Here is a 16,670-nt window from a genome sequence, read left to right on the forward strand (position 1 = left end):
AAACACAGGATAGAATAACTCAACAGGGTAGTGGCTGTCGGCCCTCATCCTTTCCCATAGAGATGTAGTGGATCAAAGGATTAAATCCGCTATCTTTAACATCAGGATTACTATCAAGGTACCACTGACTATCAAAATCAGGCCCTGGGTTACGCCCCTCGAAGGCACCAAGATTTAAGTAATGTAATGCTGGATTGCATGCTGAGTTTTTATCTTCTGCTATGTCCGGATAGGAGTTTAAGTACCATTCAGCATTGAACAAACCTGATTGAGTAATTTGATCTAAATCTTTTTTCTGCTTACGCATTTTTTTCGCGCGTTTACTAAAAGGAATAGCAACCTGAAGGCTCTTTTTACTGCCAACCTGCTCTACCTCAGTTAAGCACTGGTCAAGGTTTCCATCTATCTTCATACGAAGACTAGTCATTTCTTCTTCTTTTTCTTCCAATAAACGAGTCAGTAATGAAAGTTCTTTAAAACGTTCATCGACAGCCCCTTTTGCACCAGCTAGATCCGACTTTAAAGATTGAATACGGAGCTGTAACTGTTGTTTCGATTGCAAAAGTGTATCCCGTTCATTTTCTACGGACTTCAGTCCTTGGTCTAAACTCTTACATCGAGAACTTAGTTCCTCACGTGATTTTTCTATTTCTTGTCTTTCTTGTCGAGCTTGTCTTAGATTCTCTTCAGTAGACTTAAGTGATTTTTCCAGCAGAAGCACACGTTCTTGACTTTTTTGAGAGTGCATATTTTTTGTCGATAAATCTTTTTTCAAATGTTCAAAAGCCACCTCTTGTCGATCATGAGATTCCTTAAACTCAACGAGCTTATTGTTTCGATCTATCAATTCATTCTCAAGATTTTTTATCTTGTTATTTAAATTAAGGTTCTTTTCTTCATAATTAGACTCTAAATCCGCCTTCTGTTTTTCAGAAATAGCTAACAACTCAGTAAGATTTGATATCTTATTAGAACTATTCTTTAATAAAGACTCTTTTTCAATTAATTCCTGAGCCAGTTTTTGGCTTTTACCCTGGAATAAACTCTTATCTGATTTGATCTCATCAATCCTTTTCTTGAATTGATCGGCTTCATTCCTATATTGTTTTTCAGTATTTTGTGCTTTCTGCCACTCATCATGAAGAACACCGACCCTAATTTCCAACTCTGATTTTTCCAAGTCTTTACTCTCACATTTTTTTTGAACCTCCAAGATTTCCTGTTCTAATAGCAAAACCCTGTCTTCAAGTTTAATTTTTTCATCAAAAATAACACTTGATTTTTCCTCGAGCTCCTCTAGATCCAACTCTAATTTTTCAGTGAGATCTTGTGCTGTTTTTCTTCTATGCTCTTCCTCTTCTAGAGCTTGTATCCACTCATTAAGCTCGCCTTCTTCAATTAAGGCAGCTTCTAATTTACTTTCTGCTTTCGCAAGGTTCCGCTCAAGTTCTTCGGCATACTCCTGAGTCTGTAGCCACTGTTTCTGAGCTTCCTCGAATACGTGGAGCTTTTGTTCAATTTTTATTTTTTCTTGATCTGCAGCATTAAACTTACTTTGTAGATCAATCAAATTTGATTCAACTTTCTTAGCCCGTTCTTGTGCTTTGTGCCAGATTTCTTTTTCCTTATTGAGAGAATCCAACTGAGTGAACAGTTGATTTTTTTCAGAGGATATTTTCTTATAGTTAGATTCCATTTCAGCAAGAGTACTTTCTAGCTTCTCAGCACGATCTCGGGTCTCTTTCCATTTTCTATGCTCTTGCTCTAGCTTCTGTGTTCGTTGCAACAACTGTGCCTTCTCTGAATAAGAAACTTTAAGCTTAAATTCAATATCTTCTATATTTTTATGCAATTTTTCTGAATTGCTTTTTACCTCATTCCACTGAAGCTTTTCCTTCTCTAATTTCTTAACCTTAAACTCAGAAGCAACTTTTTCTCTGGATTCATTTTCTAAATTTCTCACAAGGTCGGAAACTTTTTTCTCCAGTTGCGTCGACCGCTCTTTCGAGTCAAGAAGCAACTGGTTCTCGCGCTTTAATTTATCCAGATGTTCTTGAAGTATTTTATTCTCAGCAGAAATACTTTCTGAATTTTTACCTAAATCGGAGAGACTCTTCTCAAGTTGAACCACACTATCTTGGGCCTGCTTTCTTAACTGCTTCTCACCCTTTAGGGAATTCACCTGCTCTACTAATAATATCTTTTCTTGAGCATGATTATCAGAAACCTTTTTCAACTCAACAATGCTTTTCTCAAGTTTAGAAACATGGTCTTGAGCCACTTTCCTAAGATTTTGCTCTTCGCTTAATTTCTTTAGCTGATCTTGAAGCTCTTTATTTTCTAAAGACGTACTCTCTGATTTTTTAACAAGTTCAGCATGTTTTTTTTCCAGCTGAACCAAACGGTCTTGCGCTTGCTTTTTTAGATTATGCTCCCCTTGTAAAGTTTGCATTTTTTCTTCAAGCTTCTTCTTCTCTAAAGAAATACTATCCGAATCTTTCTTAGCTTGAGCTAGATTATTTTCTAGTTGAGATAATTGGTCTTGCGTCTGCTTTCTTAACTGCTCCTCTTCCTTTAGAGAATTCACCTGCTCTACTAATGTTATCTTTTCTTTAGCATGAAGGTCAGAGGCCTTTTTCAACTCAACAATATTTTTCTCAAGCTTGGAAACATGGTCTTGAGCCATTTGTTTAAGCTTTTGTTCTTCGCTTAATTTCTTTAGCTGATCTTGAAGATTTTTGTTTTCTAAAGATGTACTCTCTGATTTTTTAACAAGTTCAGTATGGTTTTTTTCTAACTGAACTAAACAGTCTTGTACTTGCTTTCTAAGCTTTTGCTCCCCGTCTAAACTCTGTATTTTTTCTTCAAGCTTCTTCTTCTCTAAAGTAATACTGGCCGAATCTTTCCTAGCTTGAGATAGGTTTTTTTCCAGTTGAGAAACTTGGTCTTGTGCCTGCTTCCTAAGTTGTTCTTCACCCTTTAACTTAAGGACCTGTTCTTCAAACTTATTCTTGGCTAAGTCAATAGTTTTAGACTTGTTGATAACATCAGCGAGATTCTTTTCAAGCTTCAAAACACTTTCTTCAGCTTTCTCCCTGATCCGTTTTTCTTCCTGAAATTTTAGTTGCTCTTCATCAAACTTTTTCTTGTCCCGTATATTAACATCGTATTTAGCTTTAATTTCAGAAAATTTAGCTTCCAATTCTGAATAGTTTTTCTGGAGCTGAACTCTAATCTGTTCTTCTGCCTGTAATTTTTTCAAATTTTGCTCAAGTTCTTTTTTAGAAGCTCCGGCATTAACAGATTGGCATAAAACTTCTTCTAGCTCTTTCTCTAGTTTTTCAGCTCTGGTTTGAATCTTTTTTTGCTTCTGTTCCTGAATTGATAAATCTGTTTTTAGAACATCATTTATAGATTTTTGTGCATTTAATGTTTCATCGTTCTTAGAGATAACGTCTTGGAGTTCTATTTTTGTTTTTTCATTCTCCTCAAGCTTTAGCTTTAAAGCTGCAACCTCATTGTCTTTTTTTTTGTGGGAATCCCGTTCACTTGTTAATTCATGTTTTATAGCTTGCAGCTTCTCATCTTGCTTAGTTAACTCCTCTTTTCGTGAGTTAATCTCTGCAAGATTTTTAATGCCCTCATCTTTTAATTGTTTTAATAACTCATCCTTTAAGGAAAGCCTATTCTCTAAATCCTTGATATTTGTTGATAATTTTTCAGATTCGTCTTTTTGCTGCTTAAACAACTCTTTCAGCCGTTGATGCTCAGACTGAACTTTGTTCTTTTCTTCAGTGCTATATTCTGAACGTACTTGATATTTTGTTAACTCTTGTCTCAGCTCAATACCTTCTGCATGAAATTGTAAAAGTTGTTGATTACGCTCATTTACTTGTTGGTATTGTTCATCTAGCCTCTGACGTAGTTTTTCAACTTCAAGTTTCAGATCATCACGGAACTCCTGTAAAACACTGACTCTCTCAGCCAATTGGCCACGCTCATGAGCGTTTTGTTCAACAATTTTCTCCATGCGCAGGCTAAAATTTTCCAACTCTCTTTTTTTAGAGTCCAGTTGAATCTGAGCATTTCCATAATCTGCCCCCAACCGCTTCAATTTAGTCTCTTGCTCGCCTAAATTGGTCTCCAATATTTCAGCTTTTTGTTGATATTCTTTAGCCTGTAATGCATCTTTACAAGTCCTGCCCAGACGGGCAAAAACATCTCTGACTACTTGCAAGGATGAATTTGAATCAACCCTATCAAACAAATTAGTCATTAGAGGGCCTAATTCTCCACCTACAGAAACAACACCCAACCCTTCGCCATGATGAAATGTAAAAGTTGGATATTCTTTTGAAAATTCTTGAAAGACATGATTAATTTCACAGTTTGGTGCCAATTTTGAAACACCTGGTATAAGCAGTATTCCGTAGGGAGAGAGTTTTGACTTCCAACGTGTTAATAAGCCATCTAGATCCTCTTCCTCAGTGGGATTCACTAAGAGAAGATCAATAGTTCTATCTTCAAACTGACTAGCAGCTTTTAGCAGGCTACTATCTAGCCTAAGAGAGAAACTATCATAGTTCTGATCATTGAAATTTATAGCTTCAAAACTTGAAGAATCTAGATCATTCACAACTTGTGGATAAGTCACATAACAACGCGTCTCCATTCTCAGTCTTTGAACAGCTTGACAAAGTGCAAGATGAGCAACACCAGTCTCCAATCCTAAGGTCATTGAAATCCTTGGCTGGTGTGCCTCCATCAACCAAAATAGAAAGGGAACATGCTCTAACCATAAGGATTTACGAAGAAAAGTTGGCGCCCAAAACATTGAACTTTGGGCCAAGTTATTTATTGCGGGTTTTAACGCCAGATCAGATTGCATTTCAATAGTTCCCTTATCGGCCTAGTGTACTTCTTAAAAGATACATTAGATTTGTAACAATAAATGCTTTATAGGTGACTAATACATACAATTGAAAAAATTAAAAACATCAGCATGTCAAGCAAAAATATTTTTGTTAACTTAATGTTCTTATTGAACCTGTATTCTTAACAAATATTCAGAGAAAAAATTTAAATATGTTGTGATTCTTAAAATTAATAAAAACACACAAAATAGTTGGAACAAACAACCGCCAACAGTCAAGTTAGTTTTAATATCCTTACATATATAAATCTAAAGATTAATTTAGAGGTCATGAAGACTAAATTACCTAGCTATTGCTCATATTAAAATAATTGAATCTTATGAATGTAATATGCGACAACAATATATGTTTAAATTTCTCTCATCCGTAAATGTATGGCACATTCAAATTTTATATTTATATCCACTAAAAAACAGAAGTAGCAAGTATCTCACTTGGTTTTACTTATGACAAAAGAAAATTTTCCTTTGGCGGGTAATTTTATTATGGTGAAATAAGACGGCCCAAGCCTTTTTCCATTGGATAGTATTCCAAAATTAAACCGTATTTCTTCGACCACTGTTCACAGATATCTCGCTCTTCTTTACGGATAGTATCGTCCATCCATATTTCAGCCTTAGACGATAGCTTATCTGACAAAGCTGGTAGTGCAGGGTAGCGGCTATGCCGACATGTGGCACCAGGAGGCCCGTCAACCAAAACTAGATCTACAAATTCAATCCCTTTTAATAGTGATAGAGGATACCAGAGTAAAGGCATGACAATATTATCATTTTTATGCAGATGTTCCCCATTCCAGACTTCTAAGTCTCCAATGCGAAGATCTACCCATGATTGCAGAAACTCTCTTTCGAGAGCAGATTGTGTCTGCTTACCATAGTGAATACTATGTTCAATAGAGATTAGCTTGCCAAGTCCATTTTGACGCAGTGCGTCTGCCATTACTAATGTAGAGGCTCCACTACCAAATTCAACAATCACTTTTGGACGGTGTGTCATAATATGAGTATGGAGCTTTAGTAAAATATCTGGAGATGTAGCCCAACCTCTCAGTGGTGGCAACTGTCCCTTAATAGATAACCGTTGCTGTAGCCAGCTAAGGGCCTCTAATTGCATATAAAGCCGATCCTGAACCCTAATAAGATCTCGGGTGAACTTATTAGAATTTTCGTTACCAACCACACAGATCTTACTTTCTATTTTTTCCATTAACTCATTCAGGGTATCCATTTGAGTTTCAGACATAATGGTAGATAACCCCTCAGAGTTTCATGAGTATTAAGATGAATGATATCATCCCAAATGGTGAACTGGATAATGCCATGTATTCATAAAGCTTTGGTTTGTAATTTATTGATCATAATAACTTTTAAGTTTCAAAAAATAATCAATCTAATTAAATACAATTGCATTGGACAATAGCACAATTAAATTCTCTATGTTTGTCTTTTTTTGACATAATTAACATCGCCCATAACTATCTTCGAAGCGTACAATATCATCTTCTCCCAAATATTCTCCACTTTGCACTTCAATCATAATGAGAGGAATTATTCCAGGATTTTCTAATCTATGTCGATGCCCAGCTGGGATGTAGGTAGATTCATTGGTCCTCAGAAGAATATCATTATCACCATTGATTACCTTAGCCGTGCCTTTTACAACAATCCAATGCTCACTTCGATGATGATGCATTTGTAAAGACAGAGAAGCTCCAGGCTTGACCTCAATACGCTTCATCTTAAAACCTTCGCCCTCCTCTAAAACGGTATAGGTTCCCCAGGGTCGATGCGAAGTTACATGTTGATGATGTAATTCTCCACCGCTATCCTTAAGACGCTTTACTATTTGCTTGACTTTCTGACTACTATCTTGATTAGCTACCAGTAGGGCATCAGGTGTATCGATAATCATAAGATCTTCAACACCTACCGCAGCCGTTAGTCGGTATGAACTTTGAATATAGATATTAGAGCAATCCTCAAGTTCAGCAATACCGATTACTCGATTTCCATTGCTGTCTGATTCCACCAGTTTAGACATGGCTTGCCAACAGCCAATATCACTCCAACCCAAGCTACAAGGAACCACAGATATTCTTGAAGATTTCTCCATCAGTGCATAATCGATGGAATCGTCTTCTACCCTGGCAAAAATTTCTGGGTCAAACCGAGCCAACGTACAACCTCTCCCCTCACTGCGATGACAGAATTCGAAGGCACTATCTACACTCTTAGCAAGACTTGGTGAGTGAGTAGTCATCTCTTCCAATAATGTACCTACACGGAAACAAAACATGCCTGAATTCCATAAATAGCGCCCACTGGAAAAGTATTGCTTAGCCAAGCTATGACTTGGCTTTTCTACAAAGCGCTCTACATTGAATGCATGTCGACCTGAAGTGTCACATCCCTCAGCAATTTCTATATAACCAAAACTCGTTTCTTCACGTGTTGGTTGAATACCAAATGTAATAAGACGACCTTCATTAGCTATCTCTGAAGCAAATGAAACTGCTTCTATGAAGGCATCTTGATTTTTTACCAAATGATCAGCTGGAAGGACCAACATCAATGCATCACTACCATAGCGAAGCTGTAACTCCAAAGCTGCAGAATAAATCGCAGGTGCAGTATTACGTCCACAGGGTTCTAATAAATAATGAAGTGGTATGGTGGGTGATAGTTCACGATACTCGTCTTCAATACGAAAAAAAAGTTCCGTATTTGCTACTGTGGTAACACTTTCCACGGAATCTATAGAAATTCCTCTAAGGAATGTTTTCTGAAGAAGTGAAAGCCCATCATTCATTTTTATAAATGGCTTAGGGTTTGCCTCTCTTGATACAGGCCATAAACGAGATCCCGAACCACCGGCTATTATCACGATATGCACAGCACTCCTCCAATTAGCGTAATTATTTAGAATCAACATCCCTAATCATAAAATTTTAAATTCATACAAAAATCAATGAACATATTTATATATAAAAAAAAGAACCGCCTACAAATTGATTTAACGAAAACTTATAAAATAAAGTGTTTTTTACTTACTTTTCTTTTTTTAAACTAAGATCTACAATCAAATCAATCAGGAATTCATCCCTTGCTGAAAACTCATGTTTCATTGTTATTTCATTTTTTCTCTCTTTTAAAAATGGTTCGAAATCACCTTTAAGATATGGATATTTAGCAATAACTCTTTCATTAGAAACTTTACATTGATCATATATTCTTAAAACATTAGCGTGTGATAAGACTCCATATTCTTCACCAAAATCAGAATATTTTTTCCTGAATTTATGAGCCCAGCGTTCAGTTTCCATTTTTGAGAGCCCCTGCTTCCAAAAACGTGACGTAAGTCTTCTGATCAAATCTGTTAATTCGAAACTAACCCGATTATTTACATTTACTTGCGATGTATTTAAGTAGATTGATGGCACTCCTATGGTAGAAAGAAAACAAGGTAAAACGCCATCGCCATTAATGCATCTATTATAAGAAAAAAAAGTAGTATGAAAATAACTGGACCAAGAACGTAATAAATCAAAATAATTGAATCTAGGTTTTGGAAGCTGTTTTGTTACATAGTCATCGATAGATAATATGTTCTGTCCTGATTTAGTTTCCTGTAACCACAAGGACTCTATCAGTTCATATTGAGGCCTTAGATAACATATGACATCGATATCAAATCTGTATTTTTGTGCAAAGCTATAGATATAGTGGGGCATAAGATCACCCCCTTGTAAAGTTGAAAATGCTTCACAACTTAATACTACATTTTCACAATTTGATTCATTAATCTCTTTCAGTAACTCAACCCACCCTCCTAACTTAGTTTTATAGCGTGGATCATTTGTTATTTGAAACTGTAAATTATGATGAGACCCATGGCTTACTCTTGCCACTTTTGGATATAGAAAACCATATTTGATTAAATTTGAGTAATTATCTGACATGAACTTCTGAATGGATGAAGTTCCTGTTTTATGTGTACCGATATGCAAATATATTTTTCTCACATCAACCCACTTTTAAATATATTCATTACCATATAACCTTGCAGTGAAAAAAAATAATGCGTCCAGCTCATTCTATTCATTAAGTAATCTATGGTCGGCAATTAAAAGTGTTAAAAAAATATTAAGCTTCGACACAAGTCTAAAAACTTATGGATAATAGTTATTCAAGTAATATAGCCTGGATATTTGTAACCTAGGTAACCAGCAAGTTCTCCCAACTCGTTTTTAAATATATTTGAATAATCAGTATTAAGTTTTCCCTTTTTCTTAGAGTCAAAATTTATAGATGAATCATTTTCAACATGCCCGCCAGTCTCTATTAATATGTCTCTTGCCTTCCAAGCCTCCGGAAATTTTGTCTTAGCTAGAAAAAGCACATCATAAACAGAAGAATAGGTTTTTGTAATTAAATCTTCATAGCGAACAATATCATCGAAATTATTTTCTTCTTCAAATGCCAGATGATAAAAACGTTTAACATTATTTACTTGTTTAATTAAATACTCTCTATCGGAGGCCTCTGGATCTATTTGAACTCTATAAACATCTTTTCTAAAAGATCTTGAATAAGCAATATCAAATGGGTTTCTCATCAAAAGTATTAAATGATTCTCTCCCATATCCTTCACAAAAGTTGTTGGTGTATCATCCCTTAAATGCATAATGTTGACTGGTACGATATTATAGTTTTTATCTCGCAGCCCCGAAGAAGGAAAGTAGCTCACCAGATCAAAAAGCATTTTTCTTTCTTTTTCTGATAGACCAGTACCTCTTCCTCCACAGAGAGAAAGTAAAGCAGGAGGATAATAAACCTCTTTAATCAGATCAAAGTTTCCGATAGAGGAAAGGATTTCTCCAAGTAAATCACACCCTGAAGAGCCGCAACTTATTATATAAAGAGTTTTACTTTTATTTTCAAATCTTTTCTCTAGATCTTCTATAAGCTGATCAACAATCTCCTGCCTACTAAAATCCCTCATATTATTTATGGATTTCAAAATCTTTTCGCGATTTCTCTTATGAAACAGGGTGTCATCAGGCCAGAAAACTTCTGGATTGAAGAGATAACCTTTTAGGAGACTAAAAAAATTATTCAAACCCATAAGAATACCAATAGTTTCTAACAAGAGACTTTAGTGCAGACGAAAAAAAAGTTACTTTCATTGGCAGATGAACTAACTACCAATGAAGGTGCTCTAATTATTTTGGAATGGCCTACACAACGCTCGGTTTCTAGGAAATTAATATCCGTATTGTCCATGGTAAGTCGAAGGATAATTCTATTTATACAATCAGGTTTACTTATTTCAAATACACCCTCTCGAATCTGTCTTAATCCACAATTTTCTGCAAAGTTATAATATAATTCCCAATCATTATCGGATGAGATAGACTCATGAAAAATTATTGTGTCACTATAAGCATAAATCGATCTAAGGTGATTTGATGATTTGGATTTTGAATGACCTACAATTCCTGTTCGATTCAGTAAAGCCACAAGGGATAAATCGATAATATCCTGATGGTTATCATTTTTTACTGCCAATGAATTATGACCATTAGCAGCTTTAAACCAATCATATCTAAGTTTAGAGCCATATTTGTAAGGTCCACCTGAGTCAACTAGTAAACCTCCAAAATCCTGAAACCAAACATCTGTATGAAGAGGTGAATGATGTCCATGAGCACTCTCTGCATTGTGAGACAGTGTCAAGAAATGCACAGTATCATCATTCGCCCGACCCCGAAAATATCCTATTTTATCAAGCCGTTCCCAATGAGAGACCAATTGATCTGCTTCAGGTATAAATTTTTTTTGATGATTACTTAAAGTTCTACCAAGTGTTGTATCACCGGAAGCTGGGAGCGTTCCATCAGGAAATGATAAAGAAGCCATATGATAATTCATGTTTTTCTCAATCAGCCCTATATCAAAATCTAGTTCAGCTGAAAGACGAGACATGGTTTCTATTACGTTCTTAATAGCAATTATGTCAAAAAAACAGTACGTAATACACTGTTCAAGAGCAAAACCTGTATCACGATCTATCAAAGAATCAATAAAATCAGCTATGCAAAGTCTTAACTCTTCCTTTCTAATAATATCTCCAGAAGATTCAGAATGTATAAACGCAGCTAAAAGATGAAAAATTCTGTGATTATTGTTGCTCCATTTATCATCTTTAATAAAACCATTTAACCGATTTTTAATTTCATCCACATGAAAATCAATTTTTTTTGAAAGTTGATCATCAAAGTTTAATGAATCAGTGTATTTTCTTATTTCAAGCAATACACACAAACGCTCACATATTGCATGATCATCCCACAGCATGTTCCAAGCTCCCGTTCGTTCTTCTTCGGGAGTTATATTCAGTACTTTATGAATAATTTGTAAGGCAACTATAGTTTTCTCTGAATCACCACTTTCTATGACTGGAATAATCCAAGCAAAAGAGTAGAAGTAGAGCTGTATAGTCTTGTCCTCTTTATCCAAAGCCTGATAGACATCATTTTCTGATTCAATCGATAATGGCTTATGGCATGGATGGACAAGAATCTCTGTACAGCTATTCATTAAAGAGATGACTTTGTCATTATCAATATAATCGTCCAAGTGTTTAATCCAGGACACATATGGAGAAGGCTTATATTCCACCAACTAGATCACCATTTTATTTATATTATTGAAAAATAATCGCGAAACATAAGAAGGGGAAAGAGACTTCTTGGATTCACTAAAAACATTCAGTGAAATATTTTTTTTGTCTGTATACAACAACATTTGTTCTGCAAGTGAATCATCAACACAATTGTCAAAAGTGACACAAAATCCCCATTGCTTAAGATCTTGAAAACCACCACTATTTGGCCCAAGCACAGGAGTATTAAAAGTTATGGCCATCATAGCAGCACCGGAATTCATTGTCCGATAGTAGGGGCAAACAGCTAAATCGGCTGAACGAAAATATATCTGTAACTTATCATTAGGGACCGGTGTCATGTCCAAAATTACATCATCTTTCTCTGAAGCCCAATGCTTAATCTCTCCAACTAAACGACCATCGGTAGGAAGCCCTGCAATTATTAACCAAGTTTTAATTTTTGACCTTTTCCTTACAAATTCATAGGATTCCATCAATCGGTCATAACCTTTATATTCCATAATTGCCCCAAAACAGAGAAAAACAAAATCACCACCAGTAATTCCCAATTGGTTTCTTGCTTGATCTCGTGAAACTGTATCAGGTTGGGCTCCCTCATAACTGGGATGTGGAACTAAAAAGGTTTTCTTCTCATTTAGTGAATAGTAATGACTCGTCTGCTTTACACTATCACTAGCCATGATATGCACAGAGTCAGCGGCATCTGCAACTAATTGATGTATTTTTTTATCTTGATCAATCCAGACTGTTTCATGTGGCATTACATTATGTACCGTCCACACTATTTTATGACCATTATCTTTAATTCTTCTGATTAGTTTTTCCCAATACACTACAGCCTTATTGGCATCATCTTCAGTTTTAGCGTACTTTGTTTTATCGTGCAGCCAGTGAAAATGACAAATCACTTTACCGGGCCATGGTATCTCGCCGCATAGATCTAGTTTATGGATAGGTAGAAGACTAACATTATATTCAGTATGAGCAGAATATAATAAAGCTTGATATTGATTTCTCTGTGCTACAGGCCCATAGGCCAAGACGCAATGATCATTACTGGTATTTAACAGCTCCGACTCTAATACATTATTATTTTTTGAAAGTTCAGCACAGCTTTGCCATAGTTTTTCTGGTATATCAATAACTTTAAGCATGAAGAACTTCCTCTTTAATCATATTTACCTGTGTAACCAGCCCTTTATAGATTGTTTCATAACGAATAGCATTAGCACTCCAGGTACGTTCAGAAAAGACCCAATCTTTGGCTATTTTTACCTTATTCTGCCTCAAAGCTGGATCATTAATATAAATTAGTAGTTGATCGACAAGGCTATTTACATCTGCAGGTTTTGCAATTAATCCTCTATCTCCGTTCTCTCCCACAACTTCCTTTAAAGCAGGCAGGTCTGTTACTATGATTGGTCTCTCCAAAGCCATGGCCTCGTAGGGTTTGAGCGGGGTAACCCAATCCGCAGCATAATCTGGGATACGTGGAATAACAAATAGATCAATTGCTTTGTAGTAAGAATTAATCAAACTATGATCAACTTCACCAGAAAAATGAATAATTCCGGAAAGTTCTAATTGATCAGCTAAGTCCTGTAAATTTTGTCGTTCGGGACCATCACCAACCAAAAGGCCTCTAATATTCAATCCAGAGATTTCACGTAGTCTTTTAATTGCCCGAATTAAATATTGATGTCCTTCTCGACGGGACATGTTTGAAATATATCCAACCACATAATCGGCACCTTGTAACTCAGGTATTTCTACAGGCTTAAATTTTTTTCCGAGATATTTTGTCTCATCAATTGCATTTGGTATCACTCCAATCTTTTCTGGTGCAACACCTCTCTCAATCAGAATTTTTTTCATACTATATGAAATTGTGGTCACGAAATCTGCCTGAGACATACAAAAGTCTTCTTTAATTATTCGCAACTTTGTTTTCTCTAGCTCCATCACATCACCACGAACAGAAGTCCAGGTATGCTCGTGAAATGAACGGACTTCGTATAAGAGAGGCAAGCCAGTAGCTCTTTTTATAGCTAGCGCTTGAAGTGCCAACTCATATCCTCGAACACCTGATGCAGCATGAATTAAGTGAGCACCACGTGCTTTAAGGATCATAGCGATATGAAATGCTGAATAACTGCTTCGATCAGCAAGTGAAATGCCTCTCAAACCTTCTGTATTTGCACCAATGCGAAAATGTTCTATTCCTTCTATTTTTTCATAATTTCTCACACCCGAGATGCCAGCAGATCTTGGATACCCTACTGGTGAGATAATAAAAGGATCAATACCAATTCTCTGTTGTGAAAGAACCGTATTTAGGCAGCGGATTGCTCCACCTGTATTCTCATATGGATATGCAGTTTTGTGTAGATGAGCAACTGTTAATTTCTCGTTTTTTCTAATTTTTAAAATTCTGTCATTTTGAATGAGATTTGGTACCCAGGTTCGATCTAACTCAACCATTTCCTGAATTGCGCTATTGAGCTGATTCAAATCATTTTTGTGTCCCGAGACATTATATTTGTAGCTCAATAGGGCAAGCCTCAAACTTGTAGCGCCCTCTTTATGAATAAATGGTTCAATAGCCTTAACCCAATGCGTACCTGGCATTTTTTGACTAAGCCAACGAGCAGTATCCTCTACGCGTACTTTTCCAAGGTTTGCTTTTTGTATTTGAATTTTTCCAATTGTAGAAAAAGCAACAATATCTGCCTCTACCTTTGAATAATTTGAATTCTCAGGAATAGTAAATATTAGTAGCCTCAAAGCCCCCTTTTCTTTAGTTGTGTCCACGTATTGGTAGTGGGGGTATGCTTTTGAAGCAGCAAACCCAGATATTTTACCTTTAAGCTGTTTACCACTTTTATCGAAGAATCTAAAACTAGCAACTATACCCTTTGAGTTTCCACCAGTTTCATCATTAACCTCTAATTCAAGATAGTATAGACCGCTACTATCGATTGTTTGACTTATTGTAAAAATTGTTTTGGGGGAAAGAACCTTTATTGGGTCATTGTAATTTGAAGACCCTTCAATTCTGTTGATGAGTTTTAAAAATGCATCTCTATTATCCGGATCATTTGGAAATAGATAATAACTGTAGTCAGAAAATTCTTCACAAGTTCTCTCGATTCTATATTTATCAGTGAAATTAATATTCGAATAATATGAACAAGTACTTTCATCAATAAATGCATCTGCATAAAACAAATGCTCTTTAATCACTGGTAGGGAAACTTTTCTTGCTGATATTATAGCTGGTAAAGATGTTGAGAAATTTCCTGAGGCGATTAGGATAGATGGACGATGAATCTTGAACATCTCTATGTAAGCATCAACTTCTGCTTGTAAGTAAGATTTATTATTCTTTACATATCTGTTACCAACTTCATCATATAGAATATGTGATATTCCATCTATCGTTAGTTCTCTTTTATATAACTCAGAACTTGTCCCCTTATCCAATCTATTTTCTGATCTAATAAAACAGAAAATTTTATAACCTCTTATTTGGAGTAGCTTTGCCATTTTTATAATTCGCTTAGCATAACCCTCTTTTACATTATCCGGGTTATAACTTCCTACAAACGCTACACATTTATTAACTGGAACAATTTTGGTATCTATAGGTTGTTCTATTAGTTCTTTTGCAGTATTAATAAGTTCTGTTACATCAATTAAGGGTCTACTTTGGGAAACATTCTCTACATTGTCAGTAAATCTCTCTCGTAAAGAATTTACCAGTACACTCAATTGTTCATTCATTGATGGTATCCTGTTAGAAGATACCGGCATACTTAATACTTGTTGAATCCCATTTCTTAGGCTAGTCACATTAGCTGCTTCAAATGAAATAACTCCATCATACTTAGCAGAAATTTCTAATAGTGGCTCCACATCTGATACGACTAGCCTTTTACCAAACGCTATTGACTCTAGAGCCTTCATTGGTGATACTAATTCAGATACTAGAAATTTCTTTCTAGGAATTACAATTACGTCAATTAGAGCATAATAATCTGCAACTTTCTCATGTTCTACTCTGCCTACCTGAATTATCCATGATTTGTTTGCAAGTTGACGTTGTGAATGAACCAATTGGTTAGTTGGGTTCTCATCTCCCACAAGTAAAAGCTTATAATGAGCGCGCCGATGATTAAGTTCTTTACAAGCTTCTATAAGAGTGTCTATACCCTCATACGAATTGAAGCTACCTATATAGCCTATCACTATATCATCTGGATCTATACCTAATCTTTTCTTTACTTCGGGGTCAGCATGCTTTTTTATAGGTAACCTATTAATTCCTAAAGGAAGAATATTAATCTTTTCAATTTCTATACCACGAACACTTAATTCAGTTCTCATCAAATGATTAAGTGTAAATACCTTTGTAGCTTTCTTACAAACGAATGTATTACGTTCTGCCTCTATTTTAAATAAGGAGGTTTTATCAAATCCTGGTTCTCGAGCAGCTCGAGACAATTCCCAGAATCCACGCACCTCATAATAAAAAGGTATACCATGGCGCTTAGCAGCAACCCATGCTGGAAGTCCCACAATATAATCTGACGCAGCTAATACAAATTCGGGTCTATAAATTTTAAAAAGCTCACAAAAACGAGCAACACTAGATTCGAGATGATCTCTTTCGTCATTTGGAGCTTGATTTTTTTTCCAACGGCTGTGTATATAGCGGACTCCATCAATCACTATTTCAGGGGCAACGTTATTCTTCAGTGAACCTAATTCCCATGGTCTTCCAGGACGTACAAAACACAGAGTATCAAAACCTTGCTCATTCAATGATTTAGCTACTTCTTGTGTACGAACCGCGTAACCATTACTGGCATAACTTTCTCCATGGCTCACTATATAGGCTATGCGGCCAGGTACTGATGAATACACTCTGCTTAGTGAATGTTCTGAGAGCATTTCAGCGTGTTTTAACAGCACATCCATAAAATATTTTGTCCAGTGATTAGTAAACTGTAAAATCCGTTTATGTTTACTTAATTAATCTGTCCA

Annotated in this window: 8 protein-coding genes; all 8 read right to left on the reverse strand. The window is 35.8% G+C overall.

Annotated features, from left to right (window positions below; translation table 11 throughout):
* Positions 1–19: 19 nt before the first annotated feature.
* The gene (locus tag ACJJIC_RS19655) at positions 20–4,888 is read right to left on the reverse strand and encodes a hypothetical protein (protein ID WP_445357709.1); all 4,869 of its coding nucleotides are present in this window, start codon (positions 4,886–4,888) and stop codon (positions 20–22) included.
* Between the two features lie 529 nt (positions 4,889–5,417).
* Positions 5,418–6,179, reverse strand: coding sequence for an O-methyltransferase (locus tag ACJJIC_RS19660; RefSeq protein WP_444908842.1), 762 nt, complete (start codon positions 6,177–6,179; stop codon positions 5,418–5,420).
* A 216-nt stretch (positions 6,180–6,395) separates the two neighbouring features.
* Positions 6,396–7,829, reverse strand: a complete 1,434-nt coding sequence (locus ACJJIC_RS19665) for a mannose-1-phosphate guanylyltransferase/mannose-6-phosphate isomerase (protein WP_444908841.1) — start codon at positions 7,827–7,829, stop codon at positions 6,396–6,398.
* A gap of 154 nt (positions 7,830–7,983) precedes the next feature.
* On the reverse strand, positions 7,984–8,958 hold the full coding sequence (locus tag ACJJIC_RS19670) for a hypothetical protein (RefSeq protein WP_444908840.1): 975 nt from the start codon (positions 8,956–8,958) through the stop codon (positions 7,984–7,986).
* Between the two features lie 164 nt (positions 8,959–9,122).
* Positions 9,123–10,061 carry a hypothetical protein gene (locus ACJJIC_RS19675; protein WP_444908839.1) on the reverse strand — a complete coding sequence of 313 codons (939 nt, stop codon included), beginning with the start codon at positions 10,059–10,061 and terminating at the stop codon, positions 9,123–9,125.
* Between the two features lie 17 nt (positions 10,062–10,078).
* Positions 10,079–11,575, reverse strand: a complete 1,497-nt coding sequence (locus ACJJIC_RS19680) for a heparinase II/III domain-containing protein (protein ID WP_444908838.1) — start codon at positions 11,573–11,575, stop codon at positions 10,079–10,081.
* 45 nt (positions 11,576–11,620) lie between these two features.
* Entirely contained in the window at positions 11,621–12,778 is a 1,158-nt protein-coding gene (locus ACJJIC_RS19685) for a glycosyltransferase (protein WP_444908837.1), read from the reverse strand.
* A complete protein-coding gene (locus ACJJIC_RS19690; protein ID WP_444908836.1) occupies positions 12,771–16,604 on the reverse strand; it encodes a glycosyltransferase in 3,834 nt (1,277 codons plus the stop codon). The genes ACJJIC_RS19685 and ACJJIC_RS19690 overlap by 8 nt, the downstream gene beginning before the upstream one ends.
* Between the last annotated feature and the right edge of the window lie 66 nt (positions 16,605–16,670).

It is taken from the genome of Microbulbifer mixtoriginis (SeqCode), assembly GCF_052468275.1.

Coding starts and splice junctions, on each gene's coding strand:
- ACJJIC_RS19655 (WP_445357709.1), bottom strand. CDS start 4,888: ATGCAATCTGATCTGGCGTTAAAACCCGCAATAAATAACTTGGCCCAA.
- ACJJIC_RS19660 (WP_444908842.1), bottom strand. CDS start 6,179: ATGTCTGAAACTCAAATGGATACCCTGAATGAGTTAATGGAAAAAATA.
- ACJJIC_RS19675 (WP_444908839.1), bottom strand. CDS start 10,061: ATGGGTTTGAATAATTTTTTTAGTCTCCTAAAAGGTTATCTCTTCAAT.
- ACJJIC_RS19685 (WP_444908837.1), bottom strand. CDS start 12,778: ATGCTTAAAGTTATTGATATACCAGAAAAACTATGGCAAAGCTGTGCT.
- ACJJIC_RS19690 (WP_444908836.1), bottom strand. CDS start 16,604: ATGGATGTGCTGTTAAAACACGCTGAAATGCTCTCAGAACATTCACTA.